Consider the following 21,155-nt stretch of genomic DNA (forward strand, 5'->3'; position numbering starts at 1 on the left):
ATGGCACTACGAACGATCTGTATTCGCAGAGTGAGTAACCGAGATAATCTTTTCATGGGAGGTGATCGTGAAATGGTGATGTTTTCCGGTTTGCTTGCTGCAATTTTGGTGGTAGCAGTACAAGATTGGAATGCGGCTATCTTTGGCACTGTTATGTGGTTTTCCGTGATCTGGATTTTGCGAAAAATGGCCAAAGCAGACCCGAAAATGCGTTTCGTTTATCTGCGCCACCGGCGATACAAACCTTATTATCCACCACGCTCAACACCGTTTCGCTCTAATACGGTTTCTCAAGGACAGCAATACCAATGATGGTGATCACGAAAGAAGTTATACCCGTTGTGATAACGATGGTCATTGCTGTCTTAGGCATAGTGTTACTTTGCACGTTGTTTACGCGTGTTTGCGTGGTTAATGCGAGCTTGAGGCTAAAAAAACATCATTCTAGTGATGATGGATTGGCAGATTTACTCAATTACGCCGCCGTGGTGGATGACGGTGTGATTGTCGGTAAGAACGGCTCTTTTATGGCAGCCTGGTTTTATCGTGGAGCCGATAACGCCAGTGCCACTGATTCCGAACGCGAGATGATTTCGTTCCGTATCAACCAGGCGTTTGCCAATATGGATAACGGCTGGTTGTTGCATGTGGATGCAGTACGCAGACCGGCACCCAACTACAGCGAAAGAAGGCTATCACATTTTACCGATCCGATTTCAGCAGCGATTGACGAAGAACGGCGTAATCTGTTCGAAAATCTGGGTACCCTTTACGAAGGTTTTTTTGTCATTACTCTGACTTGGTTTCCACCTATGTTGGCTGAACGGAAGTTTGTCGAGTTAATGTTTGATGATGATGCGCATAAGAAAAATAAAAAACTGCAAACCACGCATTTAATCGAACAATTTAAACGTGAAGTGGTTAACTTCGAATCACGTTTATCGGCAGCGGTCAACATGGAAAGACTGCGCAGTCAGAAAATCATCAACGAAGATAGCTCAACCGTCACACATGACCAATTTTTACAGTGGTTGCAATTTTGTGTCACGGGGTTGAATCATCCCATTCAGTTGCCAAGTAATCCGATGTACATCGATGGGCTTATTGGTGGACAAGAGTTATGGACGGGCATAGTGCCGAAAATAGGGCAACATTTTATTCAAGTCGTTGCCATCGAGGGCTTTCCCCTTGAATCTTACCCAGGGATCCTGTCAACCTTGGCAGAATTACCTATCGAATATCGTTGGTCGTCACGGTTTATTTTTATGGATCAGCATGAAGCGATTTCACACCTGGAAAAATTCCGCAAAAAATGGAAGCAAAAAATACGTGGTTTTTTCGATCAAGTGTTCAATACCAACAGTGGCACCGTAGATGAAGATGCATTAGCCATGGTTGCCGATGCTTCATCGGCGATCGCAGAAACCAACAGTAATATGATCGCACAGGGTTATTACACCAGTGTGGTCATTTTGATGAATGATAACCGTGAACAAGTAGAAGCTGCAGCGCGACAAATTGAAAAAGCCATCACCAGGTTAGGCTTTGCCGCGCGTGTTGAAACTATCAATACGATGGATGCCTTTATGGGATCATTGCCGGGGCATGGCGTTGAAAATATTAGGCGTCCGATACTTAATACCATGAATGTGGCGGATTTGTTACCGACCAGCACCATCTGGACGGGTGAAAATCGTGCACCTTCACCGCTATTTCCACCCAACGCACCAGCGTTGTTACATGCCATAACCAGCGGAAATTCGCCGTTTCGCATGAATTTACATGTCCGTGATCTTGGACACAGTATTATTTTCGGACCCACGCGTACCGGTAAATCAACCAAGCTCGGTTTGGTTGCTTTTCAGTGGCGTCGTTATCTGGGAGCACGTATTTATGCCTTTGACAAGGGATTATCGATGTACCCAACCTGTAAAGCGGCGGGGGGGTTGCATTTTACCATCGCAGGTAGCGATGATACGCTCGCTTTTGCACCGTTAGCACGAATCGACACGCGTGCCCGCCGTGCATGGGCTATGGAATGGATCGATATCATTTTGGCATTGAATGGTGTCATTACTACGCCGGCGCAGCGCAATGAAATCGCTACCGCCATTATGAGTATGAGCGATAGCCATGCAAAAACGCTGTCTGAATTTAGTGTCACCGTGCAAGATGCTGAAATTCGTGAAGCACTAAAACCCTATACGGTGGATGGCAACATGGGACACCTGCTTGATGCCAGCGAAGACGGTTTACATCTGTCCAGTTTTATGACCTTCGAGATTGAACAGTTGCTGGGTTTAGGCGAAAAATTCGCCTTACCCGTGTTGCTTTACCTATTTATGCGCATCGAAGAGTCGTTAGATGAAGCCGAAGGCTGGCCAACGTTACTGATCCTCGATGAAGCCTGGTTGATGCTCTCTCATCCGGCCTTCCGCGATAAAATCGAGGAATGGTTACGTTCGATGGCGAAAAAAAATTGTGCGGTACTGATGGCGACCCAGAGTATTTCTGAAGCCCTGAAATCTGGCATCCTCGATATCATTACCGAATCGACAGCCTGTCGTATTTATCTTGCTAACCCTAACGCCCGCGAGGAAAAAACCGCAGCAATTTACGCCAACATGGGGTTAAACCCACGCCAGATTGAAATCATCGCCTCTGCTGTTCCCAAGCGTGATTATTATTACGTATCTGAGAATGGTCGACGTTTGTATCAATTGGCACTGGGTCCGCTAGCACTCGCTTTTGTCGGTTCTACTGACAAAGAATCTATCGCTACTATTAGAAAACTTGAAGCGAAGCACGGCCAAACTTGGAGCTATGAATGGGCACGCCTTAAAGGGCTTGATCTTAACGACTATATCCCAAAGACGGTGGAGTAACAGCATGAGTATTTTCGGAAAAAAAACGGCGCCGGCGAACAACACAACCAACCCTTATACCAATGCGCGTCGTTCCTGGAATAGCCATGTTGGTAGCGTGATGGAATATAGCACCTTAGCTATTTTTTTCAGCCTGATATGTCTCTTGATAACACTCAGTGCAGTGGGGGGGCTTATCTACATCGGTAGCCAATCCAAATTTATTCCCTTGATATATCAACAAGATTGTAGCGGTAATACGATCTCGATGACACGTGCCGATCATATTCCTCAAGCCAAGGTTGATAACTATCGCTCTGCGGTTGCTGACTGGATAAATAATATCCGCCTGGTTACACCGGATGCGGAGGTACAACGTAAAGCAGTAATACGCACCTATAGCTATTTAGCGCCCAACGATCCCGCCACCATCAAAGCTAACGATTACTTAAATGGTAGCCAGGAAGCCAACCCTTTTAACAGAGCCGCGAATGAGACAGTAAGCGTGGATATTAAATCGGTCATCCAGCAGTCAAAAGATTCCTGGCAAGTCGACTGGATTGAAACCATACGAGCACGAGAAGGTTCACCTAAAGGTGAACCGTCCAGAATGCGTGCACTGGTTACTATTTACCAAAATAAGGATGCCAATATGCCGTCAGCAGAAATATTTATGAATCCGCATTACATCTTTATCAAAGATTTTAATTGGTCGAAGCAACTTTAAACCTGAGGCTTTCGTTATGAAAAAAATTTTCGTTATGAAGCAAATAGTTTTTGCTTTGATTTTCGGTTTGATACCGAGGGCGACCATGGCTGTCCCTGCTGATAATCAGTTAGCTGAACAGTATTTCTCTGACAATGAGCCACTACTGACATCACAAGAGAAGGCGGCGCTCTCTATCGGGCAACAGTGGCAAACCGGTAGCACCACAAGTAAGCCGTTTGCCGGACAAAACGGGGCTATTAATTATGTCTACACTACCGGCCAAACACAGATCCTCTGTGCGGTTCTGCAGGTGTGCGATGTGGCGTTGCAACCTGGTGAACAGGTTAACAATCTTAACGTCGGTGATCCCCGTTTTAATGTCGAACCGGCAATTACCGGTGCAGGTGACGCCAAAATGATGCATTTGCTGATCAAACCACTCGATGTTGGCTTGGATACCTCCATGGTAGTCACGACCAACCGCCGGACTTACCATTTCCGTTTGCGTTCGAGTCGCAATCAGTTTATGCCGTTTGTTTCCTTTACTTATCCAGAAGATGCACAGGCAAAATGGAATGCCATCCGTGAGAATAAAGTGAAAGAACGTCAGGAAAAAACCATTCCACAAACGGGTGAATACTTAGGCGATCTTGATTTCAATTATGATCTCAAAGGCTCAGCACGTTGGAAACCAACGCGTGTGTATAACGATGGTCGTAAAACCATCATTGAAATGCCAGCAACAATGAAACAAAGCGAAGCGCCGGTACTGTTGGTCATTCGTAAAAATGGCTCTCGTTTGTCCGATGGAGAAACCCAGATGGTTAACTACCGTGTGCAAGGAAACCGTTACATCGTCGATACTGTTTTTGAGAAAGCTATGCTGATTTCTGGCGTGGGTTCGAGCCAGAATCGCATTACTATCACCAAGGGGAAATAATGATGTATAAAAAGGTGATGCTGCTGATGGTCAGCTTAGCCGCTCTCAGCGGCTGCACATCAAACGGAGGATATGGCAATTATGCCGCTGCGCCGGTTCATTTGAATCAGAAAATGGCGCAGGACACGGTGGCGCAATTATTAACGTTATATCCGCCTGCACAAACACATTTGTGTCTTAAACAGCCGATACAAGATACGTACGGTGCGACCTTGGTGGTAGCGCTACGCGCCAAAGGGTATTCCCTGATGGAATATACCACGCCCAAACGCACTCGTCGTCCGCAAGCCAGTGTGGTCGCTGCAGCGCCTCATCCTGATTTGCGTTACCTTGATCTGCATTACATTGTCGATGCGCCGAAATCGACGGATCTTTATCGTGTCACCCTGCAGATTGGTAATCAATCTATCAGCCGTGTTTTCACGCTCACCCCTGAGGGTAAGCTGTATCCGGCTAGTGCTTGGATCCGTAAGGAGTAATCGCAATGGCAGATGGCACTGAACTTTCTATCGGTGATAAGCCCAAAAATGGTGTCCGCCGTGTCAACAATTTTCCGCTGATCATCGCGGTTGTCGCCGTTGGCATTTTTGTGTTGTTGGTCGCTATGGTTGCTGTCAAACGGGCAAATAAGGTACAAAACGAGGAAGACATATCACAGACTTCGAATAAAAACACCGATACTTCTACGATGGCAATGAGTGTGGTAGCGGGTCGGTGCGTCGGTTTGATCCCGTCTGAGACGCCTGAGCCTTTGCCCGAACCCACCGAAAAGTTTATCGATAACCTGCCCTCGTTGCCCATAGGCGGCACTGATCTCTCGTCGATACAAGCTACTCAGGAAACACCGATACCCACAGAACCGGATCCTGTGGAACAGCAAAGGCACGCAGAAAAAATGCAGCAGTTTCAAGAAGCCGTGAGAGCGAAAACCGCGATACCGATATCGAGCCAGCTGACGTCAAACTCTGTCTCCGGTAATCACTCACCACAAAACCGTGATAACACATTTGGTATCGACGCTGTACAGCAGGAAATTGATAAGCAAGCATCGATTGACCTAAACCTTGACTATCAAGCACAGGTATCGAAAATTCAATCAAGTATCGCTGCTTCTCAATTGGGAGCTCAATCTGGTTCCACCTTAAGCACGCGCAACGACATTAACCAATTCGCTAACAAAGAGCAAACCGATCGCTGGCAGCTGAATGAAAAAATGCAAGCACCACGTTCAGCATTTGAAATCCGTGCAGGGGGTGATCCCGGGCGTGATGATCAGTGGAGTCAATTCCGATTTACCGGGACAAATCATGGGACAGGTATCACAGGATGTATACGACACAGCAACCGGCAAATACCTCTTAATCCCACAGGGTACTCGTCTGCTGGGCGCTTATACCAGTGATGTTGCCTACGGACAATCCGCAGTCATGATTGCCTGGCAGCGTTTAATTTTTCCTGATGGTAAAGCGCTCGATATTAGTGCGATGCCCGGTGCCGATAACGCGGGCTATTCTGGTTTCCGTGATCAGGTGAATAATCATTATTTTCGTATTTTTTCCTCAGCGTTACTGATGTCTGTTGTCACTGCGGGTATATCCTATAGTCAAGACCAAGACAATAGCGGAAATAAAGATAAAAGCCCCAATATGAATAGCCAAATGAGCCAAGCCCTTGGCCAACAGTTTGGTCAAGTTATCACTAAGATGATTGAAAAAAATCTCAATATTGCGCCGACATTAGAAATTCGGCCTGGTTATCGCTTCAACATCATTATCATAAAAGACATTACTTTCACCAAAGCCTACCAATCGTTCGATTACTAACGTCAAGGAGAAGTAAGATGAAAAAAAATGTGAAGCAAACGTTAACGTCCAAAATTAATGTATTAACAATGATTATCGCTGGATTGATGTCACAACAGGTGGTTGCATGGCCTGTGTTCGATGTACCCCATACAGCAGTATCGGGCGCAAATGCTCTTACCACTGCAGGTACCAAATTAGAGCAGGGCCTGCACTACATGAAACAGGTAAACCACTATAGACAACAAATAAACCATTATAAAGAAATGGTAGAAAAATTGAGCTCTTATAATTGGGATGATCCGCTCGCAAGCACAGAAAAATTGCTCCAAGCACAAAACACCTTAAACGATTATAAAAGGAAGCTCGGTGGTCTAGAACAATATTTGTCACAATATAAAGACCTAAAGGGTCATCTTTCGTCACCCTGCTTTACCAGTGGTGGATGTACTGATTCACAACGTCAAGAACTACTTAAGGCACAAGATAATGCTTCAGAAGTACAGAAACTTGCCTACGATGCTGTATTGACAGGTATCGATCAACAGCAAAAATCTTTACAGAAAGACTCGGGTCAATTAACGAAATTGCAAAGTCAGGTTGAAAGTGCTAAGGGTCAAATGCAGGCAGCACAAGCAGCGAGCCAACTCGCCAGTGCACAGGCAAACCAGTTATTACAAATTCGTGGATTACTTATGGCGCAACAGAATGCAGAAGCTACCCGTGCGCAAGTGATTGCCGATAGTGAAGCACAGGCAATGGCATCGTCACGACAGCTACGTAATAGCAGTAATATTTCCAGTCCTACAGTGAAAACCTGGTCCTGGTAAGGAATGAAAATCCAATGAACAAACGCATCCTGGGTGTTTTGTCTGTTGCCACCTTCGGCTTGATATTCTTTTATTCGGTGTCCGCTTATGCGGCACCTATGGATACCAATGTATTTGATAAAATATTAAGCCGTTATCAAAATGCCGCAAGTGCCTGGGGTACGGTTATGGTGGAGTACGCTACCTGGCTATTTTGGGGGTTGGTACTCATTAGCATGGTGTGGACCTACGGCATGATGATCTTGAGGAAGGCGGATATTCAGGAGTTTTTTGCCGAAACTGTCCGCTTTTTTGGCGTTACCGGCTTTTTTTGGTGGATCCTGGTCAATGGCCCCGCTATCGGCGATACCATTATTAAATCGATGTGGCAAATAGGCAGTAAGGCAATAGGCATAAAGACTGAATTCACACCCGGCGGTGTGGTGCAAATTGGTTTTGATATTTTTTTTAAAGTATTGGATCAATCGTCGATATGGTCGCCAGTGGATAGCGCAATGGGTATTCTCATCTCCATCGTCATTCTCTTTGTGTTGACCTTAATCGGTATCAACTTGTTACTGCTTTTCATTTCAGCGTGGATTTTGATTTATGGCGGTGTCTTCTTTCTTGGATTTGGCGGCTCTCGCTGGACGTCTGATATTGCGATTAGCTTCTACAAAACGGTGCTGAGTGTCGGCGCTCAGCTTATGGCAATGCTGCTGTTAATCGGTATCGGAAAAACCTTCATCGATCAGTATTATGCTGATATGGGCGGTGGAGCCAACTTAAAAGAGCTGGGGATCATGTTTGTTGCTTCTATTATGCTATTTTTCCTCACCAATAAGATCCCTCCGTTGATCGGCAGTATTATTGACAATGGGAATTTTGGTGGCGCTGGCTTGAGCGGTAATTTTACTGGCGGTGCCGTAGGCATGGCGGCGGCAACCGGTGGTGCCATGGCGTTGACTGGCGCAACTAATATAGTAGGTGGCGGATCTTCTACACTTCAAACCGCCTTTCAATCCGCGCAGCAGATGGCCGGAGGGAGCGGTATACTTTCTGGCGGAAGCAGTGGTGGCGGTGGGGGCACAGGTGGTAGTAGTGGTTTTGCATCAGCGATGGCGAGTTCTGGCGGTTTTACCGCTGACGTAAGTACAAAATCGGCACAACAGGGGACAGCGCCAAACCCGCAGCCATCACAACACGCACAAAATCTTATGGCGAATGCTGGAAGTGACAATAACAGTACCGGCAGTAGCAGCGTACAACAACAGACGGATGTTTCTGCTAATGCCCCTCCTGTTGTGAGTCAAGCTAAGCCTCTGGTGGCGGGAATGAACGAAGAAGCTGCCGCTTTTGTCAACAAAAACTAATCGAATCAATATTTATCTTGGAATAGGGGCGTGTCAAACTATCGATATTAACATACCCTTCGCCTTTCAAGTTGTGGCGGCGTTGGCTACTCACACTCATCCCAGTCATGTACTACCTGGATTCGATTGATTGCCGCCTTGCCTCAACTCGAAATTCATTGGGTATATCACCATGTGACTTGTAGAAAATTATTCAAAAGCTGATGCCCCTGTTCACTAAGAATACTTTCGGGATGAAATTGTACTCCCTGAAGCGGTAGAGTGCGATGACGGATGCCCATGATTTCATCAATGGCTCCCGCTTGCTCCGTCCAAGCGGTTAATACAAAACAATCCGGTAATGAATCTGCAGCTATCACTAACGAATGATAACGAGTGACGGTCAGTGGCTGCTTTAATCCATGAAATACCCCACTATTGTTATGCCGAATGGCACTGGTTTTGCCATGCATCGCTTGCCGTGCGCGGACGATGGTGGCACCGAATGCCTGCCCTAATGCCTGATGACCTAGGCAAATTCCAAGAATTGGCAATTTATCGGCGAAACGGTCGATCACGTCCAGAGAGATACCGGCTTCATTGGGCGTGCAAGGGCCAGGTGAAATCACCAAATGTGACGGTGCGAGTTGCTGAATATCGTCCAATTGCAGTTCATCGTTACGTTTTACTAATACTTGTTGCCCTAATTCACAAAAATATTGATACAGGTTATAAGTAAAAGAGTCGTAGTTATCTATCAGTAGTAACATGGTAAATCCAACAAAACAAAAAGAGATAAAAGACAACTTTTCGCTTTTTTAAGAAAATTATTGTACTTTTAAATCTATATTTAGAAATTTTAAAGAAATTAATTTCTTAAAATGTGATATTCAGCTTAGTCCAGGCGGTTCTGCCAGGTTCATTGATCGCCGTTCTCGCGGCGTAACCAAAGCTATTGTTACCGGCTAAATTGAGGTGTTCGCTATAATTTTTATCGAGTAGATTATCGATGCCCGCACTGATTTTTACTTGTTTATTAAATTTGTAAGCCATATTAGCCGATAACACGGTAAAACCCGTACTGGAGCCAAAGTCTTTACCGGCAGCGTTGCCCTCATTTGTCGCGACTTGATGTTGACTACTCACCACACGCCACAAGGCAGTGCTGCTCCAATTACCTTGCTCGTAAGTTAACCCCAGACGCGCTTCAAGGGGAGGCATTTGCGGTAAGGGGCGCTGATCGCTATTATTGCGTCCCCATGAATAGGCCAGGCTAGCATCTGTTTTCCAATGTTCATCTAGAGAATAACCGACGCCCATTTCACCGCCGAAAAGAGTCGCATCGATATTATCAGCTTGAATACGACGAACATAATTCGGATCATATTTAAATAAAATAAAATCGTTTACTCGCCCAACATAGGCGGAGATCCAGGCATTCACAGTCGAGTGATTATATTGTGCTCCAATATCAAACTGAGTGGTTTTTTCCCTGTTAAGGTTTGCAAAAGCACTCGCGCTACCCTTTGTTCCGTTATTGGGTGAAAATAATTCCCAATAGTCAGGAAAACGCTCGGTATATCCCAGCCCTGCGTAAAATAATACCGGTGTGTCTGACAAATTATGTTCGAAACGCATAAAACCGCTCGGTAATGTAGTCGAGCGCCTGTTGCTATCACGTGAACTATTATCGCGCAAATCGCGTGCTAGATTACGATCTAAGCGTGCACCCGTAATCAACCTATTCTGCTCGGTGGCAAACCAAATCAATTCACTGAATAAGCCATAGTTATAAAAGCTAGCATTATTTTTCCAGTTATTCTCTTTTTTAATACGATGGATATTAGTTTGAAAATCCGCGCCACTCTCCAATTTAAAATCTTGCCATAACCAGGTTGCCATCACTCGCCCACCGAAGGCTACACGATCTAAATTAGTGCTGGATTTGCCACTAATAGGAAAACGTAATGTGGTATTGTCCATAATATGATTGACATAATTGTAATAAATCTTAGCGTCGATTTTATCCCATATTTCGCCAAGATTATTCTTTTCAAAACGCATCCCCAAACTATCACGTTGTAATTGTGAGCCGTCTCGCCCTCGACCAGCATAACGCGCGGCACCGTCACCCTTGCCCATCGTAAATTCAAGCAAAGTATCAGCATCGGGTGTCCAGCCCAGTACAAGATCTGTGTTCCACTTTTTCCATTTAGAGGGAACAGTCACACCATGGCCATCCTTATAATCGCCTGCCTGGGACCGATTACCGATCAAACGCAGATAACCTTGTTGGTTGCCCAAACTAGCATCAATATTCTCATCGTGACGACCATTAGAGCCAACCAATAGGCTACTATTGGTTTTGATACCTGTTTGATCAAATTGTGGCGCTTGCCGTTCAAACAAAATCGTTCCTGCTGAAGCGCCCGATCCCCAAAGTACCGATTGTGGTCCCTTAATTAACGTTAATAAATCATAATTTTCTGGTGCAATATAAGAAGTCGGTGCATCCATACGAGAGGGGCAAGTGCCCAATATTTCACCACCATCGTTAAGGATTTTTAAGCGAGAACCAAACATACCGCGGAATACTGGATCACCATTGGTGCCACCGTTACGGATTTGGGAGAACCCGGGGATAGTTTTTAGATAATCAGAGCCATCGCTGGCAGGCACCGGTTGCCGTGGCGTTTTAGGCGAAGTCACCACCGTCAATGGCGAATACAAAGGCGCTGTAACCGTAATCACATCTTCATCATCGGGCTGATTTCCCTGTTTATTGGCCACTGTATAATCTAGCACTGATTCAGCAGCAGTATTAAGCGGCATCAACACCGTAATAGTAGCGATAGTGCATGATAATAAGGTTTTTTTATATAAACCATTTATGTCGAACATAGTGATCCCTAGACAATAAAAATGCCCCGATGAATAGACTACCTCGCATAACGAACGACGGTTTTGCAAGAAGCCTAATGAACTGTCATCAGGACAAAGCATTTTACGATCCTATCTGAAATTCATAAACAACCGCTAACATTTAAAATCAGGTGATACAATCGTAGCCAAGCCAGTGCTTCCTATAGCTGAGCGATATAACAATAATTGTGCTGATTTTTATCGCCGATTAACTGATTTTCTATTGAGCTAATCGGCGAATTACGGCATAAAGGGGGCCATATTGAAACGCTTGGACTTGATCAAATGAAATTGATTGGAAAAGTATTACTGACGCTATTACTGCTATTGATATTTTCTATGGTGTCATGTTACTTCCTGCTACAAACAAGTTGGGCTGCGGGTTGGATCGGTCGTTGGATCAGTGACAATAGTTCATATCGTCTCTCGCTAAAAAAAATCGAGCATGCTTGGGCACGACCTTGGCAACTCAGTTTTAATGATGTTGCTCTCACCACACGGGATAAAAAAACCGTGCTGAATGCACAGCACATCGTCATCGATCTAAAGTGGCGGCAATTTATCCACTTACGCCATTTCTCTATTGGACAGCTTAACAGAGTGCTACTTAAAAACGGCACACTCACTTTTGATAATGCACTGCCGGTGTTACCGTTCCAAGCTGATTCATTGCAGCTAAATAATATGACCTTGATAACCCATGTAGGTCAATGGCAGATTGCAGGCCAACAGGTCAATGCGGGATTCAAGCCTTGGCAGCCACAGATAGGCCATCCGTTAGGGGAAAACAGTCAATTTCAGCTGAGTGCCAATTCGCTGAATATTAACGGTATTCCCGCTGAACGGATTTTTGTACAAGGAGAAATACAAAATAAAGTACTAACGCTAAGTAATTTTGGTGCCAGTGTCGCCAAAGGTGAAATGACGGGAAGTGCAAGCCGTTCTGACGATGGTAGCTGGAAAATTAACCAATTACAATTAAGCAATATTGGACTACAAACCACGCAAACAGTGGATGATGTGTGGCAAAAGTTGATTCAGTTACCACTGCTGACCATCACCCATTTTGATCTGATCAATGCGCGTTTAGAGGGGCACAATTGGGCACTGAGTGATCTCGATTTAACACTCAAAAACATAAAATTAAATCAGGGAAACTGGCAAAGTGATAACGGTGAACTAACTCTGAACGCGGCTGATATTATCAGGGGTGACATGCACCTGGTTGATCCTGTTATGACGTTGGCATTATCAACTAACAAGGTCACTATCAACCAATTTTCAACCCGTTGGCAAGATGGCTTGATCACAGGCCAAGGGAGCTGGCAGCGCAACAACCATCGTCTACAGCTTGACGATCTAACGATAGCATCGTTGGTTTACAACTTACCGACAGATTGGCAACAACGCTGGCAACAAACACTGCCACATTGGTTGTCTGAGATTTATATCAGCAAACTCATGGTTAATCGCAATTTGTTGATGGATACTTCGCCTGATTTCCCTTTTCAAATCACCTCGTTAGACGGTTTTGGCACTAACCTGCTGCTCGCGCAGAACCATCAATGGGGAATATGGGCAGGAAAATTAAAACTCAATGCCAGTGATGCCACCTTTAATGAAACGGATATGCGGCACCTTGCGTTAGAATTCACTGCTAATAATCAGCACATCGATCTGCACGATCTGAGTGCTTTTACCAAAGATGGGTTACTGGAAGCAACGGCTAATATCGGGCAAACTCCCGATCGGCTTTTCTCACTCGAATTGACGGGGCGTTCGGTCGAACTGAATATTTTACAAAACTGGGGATGGCCAACCTTAGCACAGCAAGGTATCGGTGAGTTGAAATTAAAACTCAACGGCAGTCTCGCCGCTGGAGTCCCTTTAAAATCGGTGGTACAAGGTTCTTTACAGGTCGAAGATCGTCAAGGAAAGCACAGTTATCAATTGACACCACAGAGCGGAGGTTAGCACGGAAAAAAATCAACTTTGGTATTGCAACAATCGCTTAAATATTAACGTTAAAATAATGGAGATGACTGCTGTATGTGTATAAAAAAAATGGGCTTCTTACTGCTAGGTATGATGATGGCATTCACTGTTTCCGCGACGCCATTTCAAGAGGATAAGCAATATGAAACGCTCGATAAACAGGTCATTACCGATTCGCAGGTATTAGAATTTTTCTCTTTTTATTGCCCCCACTGTTATCAGTTTGATACAGAGTACCAGGTAGCTAAAACGATAAAAGCGGCGTTACCGAAAGGTGTTAAAATGGCGCGTTACCATGTTTCATTCGGTGGTGCAATGGGCCATGAGCTAACTCGAGCCTGGGCGGTTGCCGTCGCGCTAGGTGTAGAAGATAAAATTGCACCTTTGATGTTTGCAGCGGTACAAAAAACACAAACCATTAAAAAAGCAGCGGATATTCGTAAAATTTTTATCCAGGCAGGTGTTAAGGGAGAGGATTACGACAGTGCGCTTAACAGCTTCGTGGTAAAAGCACTGATTGCACAGCAAGAAAAAGCAGCGACAGATTTTAATCTGAAGGGCGTCCCTACGATGTTCGTCAAGGGCAGATACATGATTAAAAATGAAGGTATCGATACCAGTTCAAAAGAGGCTTATGCCAAGCAATATGCCGATGTGGTGAAATTCTTACTGAAGCAATGATAGGATTTTTGGTTATATTTTATTTTCCCACCCAAGGTACAGGGTTCTTATGGTAACTTGGGTGGGATTGATACTGGTTGCTAGCAGTCTAGTCTGTACGCTGAAGCCAGCACCTCTAATCAAATACGTATTCTCTCCGTCATCCTGCGAATGTAATCTTAACTATCATCGCGGTCAAGCCAATGGTAAACGTAGGCACCACCACCACATAATATTGGCAATGTAACCGTGAGTACTATCGCTACCACAGGAAGCGCAAAAGTGAACGCGACAGCTCCCCACGCAAGACCGATGGCTCCCGAAACAGCGACAAGAGGGTTTTTCTTTATCCATGTGCCGAAGCTCCTCATTTTTGAGCCTAAGCGCTCCATCCATGTTGTTTCTTTTGGTGTTGTATTGCCTGAGAGCGGTGTATAAACTGCAGGGGCTACGCCTTCATCTGATGCCTCTATCGGTGGTTCTGTACTTAGCAGTCGCTGTGGAGTGTTTGGTGCGGATACGTTAACATCCGGAGGCGGGTTGCTCCCAACGCCCCGAGTCACACTTCCACGCATTTCATTGCTGGGGGAAACACGGTTGGGCTCATGATGAGTATTACCTAAACCTACTACTGCTCTCCTCTGATGCTCCTGGGGAGGAGCGGAAGACAAGTTTTCTACCGGCACCCTCGATCCTGATCGTGCTGTGCCTAAACATCCACCCATTACTTTATCCTTAACTTTACATTTATATGTTAAGAACAATAAAGTATAAAAAAGTTGACATCAATCCCATTCGTTCCATTTTGAATAATTCAGGCCTGAAATCAAAAAAATTACGTCAAAATGTAACACCCACGGCCCTGGCAACAGCTAGCACAAACACCACTGCATCATCAACCTATCCTCGGTTTTATTTCCTAGAAAAATGTGATTCTAAATGGAGGAGGGGCTTGCAATTATTCAGCTAATATGCAACGCCCGCGAAATAATATCCACAGTTAAAATAAAAAATCAATAACTATATGTTAGATAAATTTTAATTATAACATGATGATTATTATCATAATAATATGTCATGAATAGCTATTACTCGCTTATCATGTCGCCAAAAGCATTTTTTACTCACAAACTTATGCACAGTTTATAACACCAGGATTTTGATGCGATAACGCTCTCTTTTTCATAAAAAAGGTAACGAAAGTTCGTCTCCTGCCGCGAGTTGTGGCATGCTTATATGACAGTTTCGAACAGCTCTTACAAAATAAAGATAAAACAATTTTATGGTACAAGTTAAAGTAAATCCTTTAATCCTGGTTGATGGCTCTTCGTATCTCTATCGGGCTTACCATGCGTTTCCCCCTCTGAGCAACGCAAACAAAGAACCAACGGGGGCGATCTATGGGGTGATGAATATGTTGCGCAGCTTATTGTTGCAATATAATCCGAGTCATATCGCTGTGGTGTTCGATGCCAAAGGTAAAACTTTCCGTGATACACTTTTCGCCCAGTATAAATCTCATCGCCCTCCGATGCCCGATGATTTACGCTCACAAATCGAACCCTTACATAACCTGCTGCAGGCGATGGGATTGCCTTTGCTCGTAGAGCCTGGTGTTGAGGCTGATGATGTCATCGGAACCTTGGCACAACAGGCAGAAAAAGCAGGTCATGCTGTTTTAATCAGTACCGGTGATAAAGATATGGCACAGCTTGTCACACCAAATATTACCCTGATTAATACCATGAATAATACGCTCTTGGGGCCACAGGAAGTCTGCGATAAATACGGTGTGCCACCAGAGTTAATGATTGATTTTCTCGCATTGATGGGCGATTCCTCCGATAACATACCGGGCGTACCGGGTGTTGGAGAGAAAACTGCACAAGCCTTGTTGCAAGGAATGGGGGCCTGGATACGTTATTTGGCGATTTGGACAAAATCGCTACCCTGACTTTCCGTGGCGCTAAAACCCTGGCTGCAAAATTGCAGCAAAATAAAGAGCTGGCTTATTTATCCTATCAATTAGCGACGATCAAAACTGATGTTAAGCTCGATATCACCTGTGATGAGTTGCAGATCACGCCCCCAGATGTCGATAAACTGCACCAACTTTTGTCTCGCTATGAGTTTAAACGTTGGCTGGTTGAGCTGGAATCTGGCAACTGGTTGAGCGATAAAAAAGATCAACCAACGGTAAAAATTAATCAATCTTCATCGACAGAGAATCATGCCCTAGTGACTACACCGCGGGTAACGCATCAACTCTCACAAGAAAACTATCAGACAATTTTGGATACACAAACATTGTCTGCTTGGATCGATCGTCTTAGTCAAGCGGATCTCTTTGCTTTTGACACCGAAACCGATGGTCTGGATATACTTGGCGCTAATTTAATCGGTCTTTCTTTTGCCATTGCGGCAGGTGAAGCGGCGTATTTGCCATTAGCGCATGACTATCTCGGCGCACCCGATCAGCTAGATCGCGATCAGGTTTTAAACATGCTAAAACCATTATTAGAAAATGAGCAAGTGCGTAAAGTAGGGCAAAATCTTAAATTCGACAAAAGTATTCTGGCTAACTATGATATTGATCTAAAAGGGATCACGTTTGATACCATGCTCGAATCTTATATCTTGGACAGTACCGATCGTCATGACATGGATAGTTTGGCTGAACGCTATTTACATCATAAAACCATCACCTTTGAAGACATTGCTGGCAAAGGTAAAAAACAACTGACCTTTAACCAGATTGCCCTAGAACAGGCCGTGCCTTATGCTGCGGAAGATGCAGATGTGACACTCCAGCTTCATTGGATCCTGTGGCCACAATTACAACAAAGTAACGCCTTGATGCGGGTATTTCAGGATATTGAAATGCCATTATTAGCGGTATTATCACGTATCGAACGTACAGGCGTATTGATCGACCCGTCTATTCTGGCGGAGCATTCTAAAGAGCTGACCATTCGCCTGGCTGATTTGGAAACACAAGCTCATCTTTTGGCAGGAGAATCTTTTAATCTGGCATCACCTAAGCAATTGCAGGTTATTCTTTATGAAAAACAAAAACTTCCCATACGGAAAAAAACGCCACGTGGCGCACCTTCAACGGATGAAGAAGTACTCGCAGAACTGGCGTTAGATTATCCGTTACCCAAGGTGCTATTGGAATACCGTGGGCTGGCAAAGTTGAAAACAACCTATACCGATAAGCTCCCGTTGATGATTAATCCGCTTTCAGGTCGAATCCATACCTCATATCATCAGGCTGTCACGGTGACTGGGCGTTTATCCTCTCGTGATCCAAATCTGCAAAATATTCCGATACGGAATGAAGAAGGGCGACGTATTCGTCAAGCATTTATTGCGGCACCTGACTATCGTATTTTAGCGGCGGATTATTCCCAGATCGAACTGCGTATTATGGCGCATCTTTCTCAGGATCCAGGATTGCTAAACGCTTTCGCTGCCGGTAAAGATATTCACTGTGCTACTGCTGCTGAGGTGTTTGCTGTGCCGTTAGATAACGTCACCTTTGATCAACGTCGCAGTGCCAAAGCGATTAATTTTGGCTTGATTTATGGCATGAGCGCGTTTGGGCTGGCGCGTCAATTAGGCATAACACGTGCTAAAGCACAAAAATATATGGATCTGTATTTTGAACGTTATCCCGGGGTAATGGACTATATGGAACGCACCCGTAAACAGGCCGCCGAACAGGGTTACGTCACCACCTTGGAGGGTCGACGTCTCTATTTGCCGGATATTCAATCGCGTCATGTTATGCGACGTAAAGCCGCCGAGCGTGAAGCGATTAATGCCCCGATGCAGGGCAGCGCCGCTGATATTATTAAACGTGCGATGATTAAGATCGATACCTGGTTACAACAAGAGACCGAACTACGGGTACAGATGATTATGCAAGTACATGATGAACTGGTATTTGAAATCGATGAACGTGATTTGGATGAGGTGCAGCCAAAGATCCGTGCTCTAATGGAAGAACAAAGCATACAGCTGAGGGTACCTTTACAAGTTGATATCGGGGTCGGCGATAATTGGGACCAAGCACATTAGTGAAATTGTTGTAGATAATATTTGCAAGAAGTTTATTCGCCTAGAGGGAGCTTATTAAACCAACCGTCTAATTTTTCTCGTAATTTGTCGACACCTATTTTTTTCGGTGACGAGAAATTTTCCACCTGAATATCTCCCATAAAGGGGAGTATAGCTTCACGTACCATATTAAGTTGAGTATTAGCCGCACTTGAAGCCAATTTGTCTGCTTTAGTAAGCAGCAACAAAATTGGAATGCCAACAGCAACCGCCCAAGTAATCATTTGTTGATCCAACGCTTTCAGCGGATGACGAATATCCATGAGTATGACTAATCCTTTTAGACAATGACGGTTCTGTAGATATTCATTCAATGCACGTTGCCATTTATTTTTTATTTCTTCCGGCACTTCGGCGTAACCATAACCGGGTAGATCAACCAGACGTGCGCCATCAATGACGCCGAATAAATTGATCAATTGTGTCCGCCCCGGTGTTTTACTGGTTCTCGCTAAGCTTTTTTGATTGGTTAATGTATTGAGTGCACTGGATTTACCCGCATTAGAACGACCTGCAAATGCAATCTCAATACCTTCACCAGCGGGAAGGTAGCGGATATCCGGCGCACTGGTGATGAAGTGGGTCTTATGATAATCGTGTTTTTTGATAGTCAAAATTTTTGTTTCCCTTAATAGACACTGACACCCCGCGATTATAACGGTGTCGAAAGGAAAAGAGTGAGTTTATCTTTTTCCTTTTGTTACATACAAAGAGTCACTGCGCTTTTTCGCCCATTTTTTCCTCATCTGAGCACAGTGAAAAAGATTGGAAACAGGTTCTTACACTCTGGCTATTGATAGTCAAGCAAAACAATAATTTTTGTAACAATTTAGTTTGCGACATATAGTATAAATGGTTATTTGTTAGATATGCTTTACTTACTCTAACAACGCGCTTGCCAGCGCCATGAGCTTTTGGAAATAAAAAATGCAAGAGAACCATAAAATACTCGTTGTCGATGATGATATGCGCCTGCGAGCGCTTTTAGAACGCTACCTAACTGAGCAAGGTTTCCAGGTTCGCAGTGTCGCCAATGCTGAACAAATGGATCGCTTGCTAACTCGGGAATCATTCCATCTACTCGTCCTTGATTTAATGCTACCCGGGGAAGATGGCTTGTCTATCTGTCGCCGTTTGCGCAGTCAAAGTAATCCCATGCCCATCATTATGGTCACGGCTAAGAGCGAGGAAGTTGATCGTATCGTCGGTCTGGAAATAGGAGCAGATGATTATATACCCAAACCTTTTAATCCACGTGAGCTACTCGCTCGTATCCGCGCCGTATTACGCCGTCAAGCGAATGAATTACCGGGCGCGCCCTCACAAGAGGAAGCCGTCATCACCTTTGGTAAGTTCAAACTGAATCTCGGCACCCGTGAAATGTTTCGTGAGGATGAACCCATGCCGTTGACCAGCGGTGAGTTCGCTGTGCTAAAAGCGCTAGTCAGCTATCAAAAGGAACCGTTATCCCGTGATAAGTTGATGAATTTCGCTCGAGGACGTGAATACAGTGCGATGGAACGTTCGATTGACGTACAAATCTCACGCCTACGCCGTATGATAGAAGAAGATCCAGCGCACCCGCGTTACATTCAGACCGTTTGGGGTTTGGGCTACGTATTTGTACCAGACGGTAGTAAAGCATGATGCGATGGTGCCTTTCTCCGCGTAGTTCATTTACGCGTACTTTGTTACTAATTGTTACCCTGTTGCTTGTCAGTTTAGTGACCACTTATTGGGTAGTGCTCAACTTCGCCATTCTGCCTAGTTTGCAGCAGTTCAATAAAGTACTGGCTTATGAAGTCCGTATGCTGATGACCGATCGGCTGCAATTGGAAGATGGTATGCTAATCGAAGTTCCAGAGGCTTTTCGACGCGAAATCTACCGTGAATTAGGCATTTCTCTCTATACCAATGCCGCAGCGGAGGAAAATGGTCTACGTTGGGCACGATACTACAAATTTCTTAGCGAACAAATGGCTCAACAATTAGGTGGCCCAACGGATGTGCGGGTTGAAGTCAATCAGGATTCTCCCGTTGTCTGGCTGAAAACATGGTTATCACCCGACATCTGGGTACGGGTGCCCTTAACTGAGATACATCAGGGCGATTTTTCACCCCTTTTCCGCTATACATTAGCCATTGTCTTACTCGCGGTAGGCGGTGCCTGGTTATTTATCCGCTTGCAAAATTGCCCATTGGTAGAATTAGAGCACGCCGCATTTCAGGTAGGCAAAGGGATGATCCCTCCCCCATTACGCGAGTACGGTGCGTCAGAAGTGCGTTCAGTTACCCGAGCCTTTAACCAAATGGCAGCAGACGTTAAATTATTATCAGATGACCGAACATTATTAATGGCAGGAGTCAGTCACGATCTACGTACTCCTTTAACTCGTATCCGACTGGCAACAGAAATGATGAGTAAGCAAGATGCTTATCTTTCTGAATCCATTAATAAAGATATAGAAGAATGCAGCGCCATCATTGAACAGTTTATCGACTATCTGCGTACTGGACAGGAAATATTGGCAGAAACGGTCGATCTCAATCCAATTCTCGGTGAAGTCATTGCCGCCGAAAGCGGTTACGAGCGAGTGATTGAAAGCGGGTTATCAGATGACGAATTGATAGTCAATGTGGATCCGTTATCCATCAAACGTGCTTTGGCAAATATGATGACCAACGCAGCGAACTATGGTAACGGTTGGATAAAGGTCAGCAGTGGTGATGAATTACAACGCGTCTGGTTCCAAGTTGAAGATGATGGTCCTGGTATCAAACCCGAAGAGCTACAACATCTGCTGCAACCTTTTGTCCGTGGGAATAGCGCTCGTACCACCAGCGGTACTGGATTAGGGCTGTCGATTGTGCAGAGGATTGTTAACTCTCATGCCGGCGTGCTCGATATTGGTGTAAGTGAGCTTGGAGGTTTACGTATTCGTGCTTATATTCCGAAAGCGGAAGGATTTTATTAACCATA

At 44.8% G+C, this 21,155-nt stretch carries 19 protein-coding genes; 15 read left to right on the plus strand and 4 right to left on the minus strand.

Annotation, left to right across the window (positions count from 1 at the left end):
• Genes CCS41_RS12390 through trbL form a run of 9 tightly spaced genes read left to right on the plus strand, consistent with a single transcriptional unit; the run spans position 1 to position 8,497 of the window.
• Positions 1–312, plus strand: coding sequence for a conjugal transfer protein TrbD (locus CCS41_RS12390; RefSeq protein ID WP_072550518.1), 312 nt, complete (start codon positions 1–3; stop codon positions 310–312).
• The gene (locus CCS41_RS12395) at positions 309–2,885 is read left to right on the plus strand and encodes a VirB4 family type IV secretion/conjugal transfer ATPase (protein WP_240313760.1); all 2,577 of its coding nucleotides are present in this window, start codon (positions 309–311) and stop codon (positions 2,883–2,885) included. Before CCS41_RS12390 ends, CCS41_RS12395 begins: the two co-directional genes overlap by 4 nt.
• Positions 2,886–2,889: 4 nt before the next feature.
• The gene (locus CCS41_RS12400) at positions 2,890–3,591 is read left to right on the plus strand and encodes a VirB8/TrbF family protein (RefSeq protein ID WP_072550519.1); all 702 of its coding nucleotides are present in this window, start codon (positions 2,890–2,892) and stop codon (positions 3,589–3,591) included.
• Positions 3,592–3,625: 34 nt separating this feature from the next.
• On the plus strand, positions 3,626–4,513 hold the full coding sequence (gene trbG / locus CCS41_RS12405; RefSeq protein ID WP_072550543.1) for a P-type conjugative transfer protein TrbG: 888 nt from the start codon (positions 3,626–3,628) through the stop codon (positions 4,511–4,513).
• Positions 4,513–4,992, plus strand: coding sequence for a conjugal transfer protein TrbH (locus tag CCS41_RS12410; RefSeq protein WP_205411429.1), 480 nt, complete (start codon positions 4,513–4,515; stop codon positions 4,990–4,992). The genes trbG and CCS41_RS12410 overlap by 1 nt, the downstream gene beginning before the upstream one ends.
• 5 nt (positions 4,993–4,997) lie before the next feature.
• Positions 4,998–5,915 carry a hypothetical protein gene (locus CCS41_RS12415; protein ID WP_240313761.1) on the plus strand — a complete coding sequence of 306 codons (918 nt, stop codon included), beginning with the start codon at positions 4,998–5,000 and terminating at the stop codon, positions 5,913–5,915.
• Positions 5,821–6,336: a TrbI/VirB10 family protein gene (locus CCS41_RS16780; RefSeq protein WP_240313762.1), complete on the plus strand. Its 516-nt coding sequence runs from the start codon at positions 5,821–5,823 to the stop codon at positions 6,334–6,336. Before CCS41_RS12415 ends, CCS41_RS16780 begins: the two co-directional genes overlap by 95 nt.
• Positions 6,337–6,353: 17 nt before the next feature.
• A complete protein-coding gene (gene trbJ / locus CCS41_RS12420) occupies positions 6,354–7,145 on the plus strand; it encodes a P-type conjugative transfer protein TrbJ (RefSeq protein ID WP_072550521.1) in 792 nt (263 codons plus the stop codon).
• Between the two features lie 14 nt (positions 7,146–7,159).
• Positions 7,160–8,497: a P-type conjugative transfer protein TrbL gene (gene trbL / locus CCS41_RS12425; RefSeq protein ID WP_072550522.1), complete on the plus strand. Its 1,338-nt coding sequence runs from the start codon at positions 7,160–7,162 to the stop codon at positions 8,495–8,497.
• Positions 8,498–8,664: 167 nt separating this feature from the next.
• Here the strand turns inward: trbL and CCS41_RS12430 are convergent, their stop codons facing one another.
• Entirely contained in the window at positions 8,665–9,246 is a 582-nt protein-coding gene (locus tag CCS41_RS12430) for an aminodeoxychorismate synthase component II (protein WP_072550523.1), read from the minus strand.
• 106 nt (positions 9,247–9,352) lie between these two features.
• A complete protein-coding gene (locus tag CCS41_RS12435; protein ID WP_072550524.1) occupies positions 9,353–11,377 on the minus strand; it encodes a TonB-dependent copper receptor in 2,025 nt (674 codons plus the stop codon).
• Positions 11,378–11,683: 306 nt separating this feature from the next.
• On the opposite strand from CCS41_RS12435, the gene CCS41_RS12440 reads away from it, so the two are divergent.
• A complete protein-coding gene (locus CCS41_RS12440) occupies positions 11,684–13,372 on the plus strand; it encodes an AsmA family protein (RefSeq protein ID WP_072550525.1) in 1,689 nt (562 codons plus the stop codon).
• 81 nt (positions 13,373–13,453) lie between these two features.
• Positions 13,454–14,074 (plus strand): thiol:disulfide interchange protein DsbA, encoded by a 621-nt coding sequence (dsbA, locus tag CCS41_RS12445; RefSeq protein ID WP_072550544.1) that lies wholly within the window; start codon positions 13,454–13,456, stop codon positions 14,072–14,074.
• A 158-nt stretch (positions 14,075–14,232) separates the two neighbouring features.
• Here the strand turns inward: dsbA and CCS41_RS12450 are convergent, their stop codons facing one another.
• On the minus strand, positions 14,233–14,778 hold the full coding sequence (locus tag CCS41_RS12450) for a hypothetical protein (protein ID WP_072550526.1): 546 nt from the start codon (positions 14,776–14,778) through the stop codon (positions 14,233–14,235).
• A 557-nt stretch (positions 14,779–15,335) separates the two neighbouring features.
• Between CCS41_RS12450 and CCS41_RS17800 the strand changes: the two genes are divergently transcribed.
• Both CCS41_RS17800 and polA read left to right on the plus strand, forming a co-directional pair.
• A complete protein-coding gene (locus tag CCS41_RS17800; protein ID WP_420866970.1) occupies positions 15,336–16,007 on the plus strand; it encodes a 5'-3' exonuclease in 672 nt (223 codons plus the stop codon).
• Positions 15,986–18,136 (plus strand): DNA polymerase I, encoded by a 2,151-nt coding sequence (polA, locus tag CCS41_RS12455; protein WP_420866971.1) that lies wholly within the window; start codon positions 15,986–15,988, stop codon positions 18,134–18,136. Before CCS41_RS17800 ends, polA begins: the two co-directional genes overlap by 22 nt.
• A 32-nt stretch (positions 18,137–18,168) precedes the next feature.
• Here the strand turns inward: polA and yihA are convergent, their stop codons facing one another.
• On the minus strand, positions 18,169–18,789 hold the full coding sequence (gene yihA / locus CCS41_RS12460) for a ribosome biogenesis GTP-binding protein YihA/YsxC (protein ID WP_072550528.1): 621 nt from the start codon (positions 18,787–18,789) through the stop codon (positions 18,169–18,171).
• Positions 18,790–19,102: 313 nt separating this feature from the next.
• Between yihA and ompR the strand changes: the two genes are divergently transcribed.
• Both ompR and envZ read left to right on the plus strand, forming a co-directional pair.
• Positions 19,103–19,822 (plus strand): osmolarity response regulator transcription factor OmpR, encoded by a 720-nt coding sequence (gene ompR / locus CCS41_RS12470; RefSeq protein WP_072550530.1) that lies wholly within the window; start codon positions 19,103–19,105, stop codon positions 19,820–19,822.
• Complete coding sequence (envZ, locus tag CCS41_RS12475; protein WP_119797616.1) at positions 19,819–21,150, plus strand: two-component system sensor histidine kinase EnvZ; 1,332 nt, start codon at positions 19,819–19,821, stop codon at positions 21,148–21,150. Before ompR ends, envZ begins: the two co-directional genes overlap by 4 nt.
• Positions 21,151–21,155: the final 5 nt, after the last annotated feature.

The sequence above is a fragment of the Candidatus Fukatsuia symbiotica genome (genome assembly GCF_003122425.1).
In the GTDB taxonomy this organism is placed as follows: domain Bacteria; phylum Pseudomonadota; class Gammaproteobacteria; order Enterobacterales; family Enterobacteriaceae; genus Fukatsuia; species Fukatsuia symbiotica.